Genomic DNA, 3,453 nt, shown 5'->3' with positions numbered 1-3,453 from the left:
GCGGGCAAGCGCGGTGATGCTGCGGTACTGCTGGCTGCGCAGGCCGTGCGCGCGGTTGCGCTGGGCGTGGTGGTCACCGCGCTGGTGCAGGCGGTGCTGGGCGGTATCGGTCTGGCGATTTCCGGCGTACCGTACGCCACCGTATTTACCGTTGTCATGCTGATGACCTGTCTTGCGCAACTGGGGCCGCTGCTGGTGCTGGTTCCCTGCATTATCTGGCTGTACTGGACGGGTGACACCACGTGGGGAACGGTGCTGCTGGTCTGGAGCTGCGTGGTCGGCACCATGGATAACGTCATTCGTCCGATCCTCATCCGCATGGGTGCTGACCTGCCGCTGATCCTGATCCTCTCCGGGGTCATTGGCGGTCTGATTGCCTTTGGCATGATTGGCCTGTTTATCGGCCCGGTGCTGCTCGCCGTTACCTGGCGCCTGTTCTCCGCCTGGGTGCATGAAATTCCGCCTCCGGGAACAGACCCGGACGTGATTCTGAGCGAACTGGAAGAGCTGGAAGAGAAGAACACGCATTAAGTTTTTTGCCGGGTGGCGCTAACGCTTACCCGGCCTACATTCCCCCTCACAATACTTTAACACTGCTAAAGTATTTATTCGTTGCACACTGGTCAGACCCGCCGTTTCTGCATTAAACCCGCGATTAACCTCAAGAAATCTTTACACCTCTTTAACTATTGAGACGAATCTGATCGACGCTAAAGATCACAATGCCTACTATTAGCTCACGGTTATAAATCAACACCTTGATTTATAAGCATGGAAATCCCCTGAGTGAAACAACGAATTGCTGTGTGTAGTCTTTGCCCATCTCCCACGATGGGCTTTTTTTATCCTGACTACGCGCGCTTAACCTCACAGGTACTGAGCATCCGCCACTCAACAGGCAGCACACGTGTTTCCCCTGTCACATTAACCGTCACCGCCGCGCGGATATCCGCCGACGATGCGCCAACCTGCAGTTCAAACTCGCCCGGCTCAACGATGCGTTTCCCGTCCCGGCGGGTAAAGTTGAACATCTCAACCGGTAGCGTAAAGCTGAGCGTGGCGGTTTCGCCCGGCGAGAGCGTGACGCGCTGGAAGGCTTTCAGCTCCTGGAGCGGCCGAACCTGGGTGGCGACCTTATCCCTGACGTAAACCTGCACCACCTCGCTGCCGCTGCGTTCCCCGGTATTGGTGATATCCACGCTCAGCGTCACCTCGCCGTCAACAGGCGCGCTGCTTTCCGCTACGCGGGCAGCCCCCCAGCTAAACGTCGTCCAGCCGAGGCCGAAGCCAAACGGGTAACGCGAACCGAAGTGGAACGCAAACGGCGTGCCGCCGCTTTTGAGCTTGTGATTGTAGTAATACGGCATTGCCCCGGCGCTTTTCGGCACGCTCACCACCAGACGCCCCTGCGGCTCCGCCCGCCCCGTCAGCACGTCCGCAATCGCCCAGCCCCCTTCCTGCCCCGGCGCCCACGCCATCAGCAGCGCCGCGACGTTATCCTCCAGCCCCTGAAGGTTGTACGGACGGCCGCCGGTCATCACGACAATCACCGGTTTGCCCGTCGCCACCAGAGCATCCAGCAGCTGTTGCTGCACGCCCGGCAGATTCAGGGAGTCGGTGTCGGAACCTTCCCCCACTGTGCCGCTCTGGAACAGCCCGGCGAGATCGCCCACGCAGGCGACCACCACGTCACTCTCCTGCGCCGCGTTCACGGCCTCGGGGATCAATGCGGTGCTTTGCGAGACCGGCGACTGCTGCATCGGTTTGCTGCCGCTGTCGCCAGGGAAGACCGGCGCGCCCGCCATCCGTTTTTCGATGATGTGACACCCTTTGGCATAGCGGACGTTCGATGCCCCGAGATACTGCTCCAGCGCCGCGCGCGGGGTCGTGACCTGCAAGGTCTCTTCCACCATATCGCTGATGATCAGATGCACCGGGAAGCTGTAGCCGCTGAGCAGCGCCAGCGGATCGTCTGCCGTCGGCCCCACCACCGCCACGCGGGGTTTGCCGCCTAGCGGTAAAATGCCGTTGTTTTCCAGCAGCGTGACCGATTTTGTCGCCACCTCCCGCGCGGCCTGGCGGGTCAAATCATTTTGCAGATCGATACCGTTTTCATCCGCGTACGGCTTTTCAAACAGCCCCAGGCGGAATTTTTCCGTCAGTACGCGTGCCACGATCTCATCCACTTTGGTCATAGAAATCAGCCCGCGCTCAACGGCGTCCGCCAGATGGCGCGCGCAGTCGTCTTTCGGCAGCTCAACGTCCAGCCCGGCGTTGAACGCCAGCGCGGCGGATTCGGCCGCATCGTGGGAAATCCCGTGATGCTGGTGCAGCAGGCTGACGCCGCCGTAGTCCGCCACAATAATCCCGTCGAATCCCCACTGTTCGCGCAGGACGGTAGTCAGCAGGAAGCTGTCGCTGTGCCCCGGCTGATTGTCGATATCGTGATAGGCCGGCATGACCGACCCGGCGTTTGCCAGCTTGACCGCCATTTCAAACGGCAGCAGGAAGGTATCGTTCAGCTCGCTGAACCCAAGGTGCACCGGCGCGTGGTTGCGCGCCCCTTCGCTAAACGAGTGGCCAACGTAATGCTTCAGGGTCGCCAGCAGGTCGCGTTTATCGCCCTGTAAGCCCTTCACGTAGGCGGTCGCCATCACCCCCACCAGCCACGGATCCTCGCCGAAGGTCTCTTCGGTCCTCCCCCAGCGCACGTCGCGGGACACGTCCAGCACCGGGGCCAGCCCCTGCTGGCAGCCGACGGACCGTGCCTCTTTACCGATCTGCTCTGCCGCGCGCTGCACCAGTTCCGGATCCCAGGCAGAGCCGTAGTTCAGCGATGACGGGAACAGGGTGGCGTCTTTACATAGCAGCCCCACCAGACACTCTTCATGGAACAGCGCCGGGATGCCGAGGCGCGTCTCTTCCATCATCATGCGCTGCAGGCGGTTCGCGGCGCGCACGCCGGTTTTCGCATCAACGATGTGGGTGCCCAGCGGACGAGTGATCTGCCCGACGCCCAGCTTCAGCCGTTCGCTCAGCGCGGCCTGCTCGCTCACGCCGGCGAATTCATCGCTCAGATCGCTGCGCTCGCGGTGGTTGCCGTTTTCATCGAGGATCAGCCAGTACGCATGCATCTGGGCGAACTTCTCTTCCGGGGTCATACGCGCCAGTAAATCGGCGACGCGCTCGTGCACGGGACGTCCCGCGTCCTTATAGATAGCAGTCATATTTTACTCCTGTAGTGCGGAAGGGGTTGCCGGGCTGAGCTGCCCCGTGTCGGGTCTTACCTCACGTTTGCTGGCCAGCTCCCGGGCGATGGAATCCACCAGCCGGCTGTTGAGCTTGTAGATGGCAAGCAGCGCGACCATGCAGAGGAACAGCGCGCACGGGATAAGGGTGAACAGCGCGTTAATCGTAGAGAGGACGTGGGGTGCCTGAGTTGCCTGTCCCGGG

2 protein-coding genes, 1 other RNA gene and 1 pseudogene are annotated in these 3,453 nt (G+C 61.4%); 2 read left to right on the top strand and 2 right to left on the bottom strand.

What is annotated here, in order from left to right; genetic code table 11:
• Positions 1–531 (top strand): AI-2E family transporter YdiK (gene ydiK / locus DOU50_RS00785; RefSeq protein ID WP_148768527.1); only part of this gene is annotated, 531 nt, incomplete at its 5' end.
• 208 nt (positions 532–739) lie between these two features.
• Positions 740–847, top strand: an RNA gene (gene rprA / locus DOU50_RS00780) — antisense sRNA RprA.
• A gap of 4 nt (positions 848–851) precedes the next feature.
• Here rprA and DOU50_RS00775 read toward each other — a convergent pair.
• Both DOU50_RS00775 and DOU50_RS23640 read right to left on the bottom strand, forming a co-directional pair.
• The gene (locus tag DOU50_RS00775) at positions 852–3,227 is read right to left on the bottom strand and encodes a glycoside hydrolase family 3 N-terminal domain-containing protein (RefSeq protein WP_148768526.1); all 2,376 of its coding nucleotides are present in this window, start codon (positions 3,225–3,227) and stop codon (positions 852–854) included.
• 3 nt (positions 3,228–3,230) lie between these two features.
• Positions 3,231–3,453, bottom strand: a pseudogene (locus DOU50_RS23640) (MFS transporter); the annotation flags it as partial.

The organism is Enterobacter sp. C6 (genome assembly GCF_008122455.1).
GTDB classification, from domain to species: domain Bacteria; phylum Pseudomonadota; class Gammaproteobacteria; order Enterobacterales; family Enterobacteriaceae; genus Enterobacter; species Enterobacter pseudoroggenkampii.
This window is presented reverse-complemented; position numbering and strand designations above follow the sequence as displayed.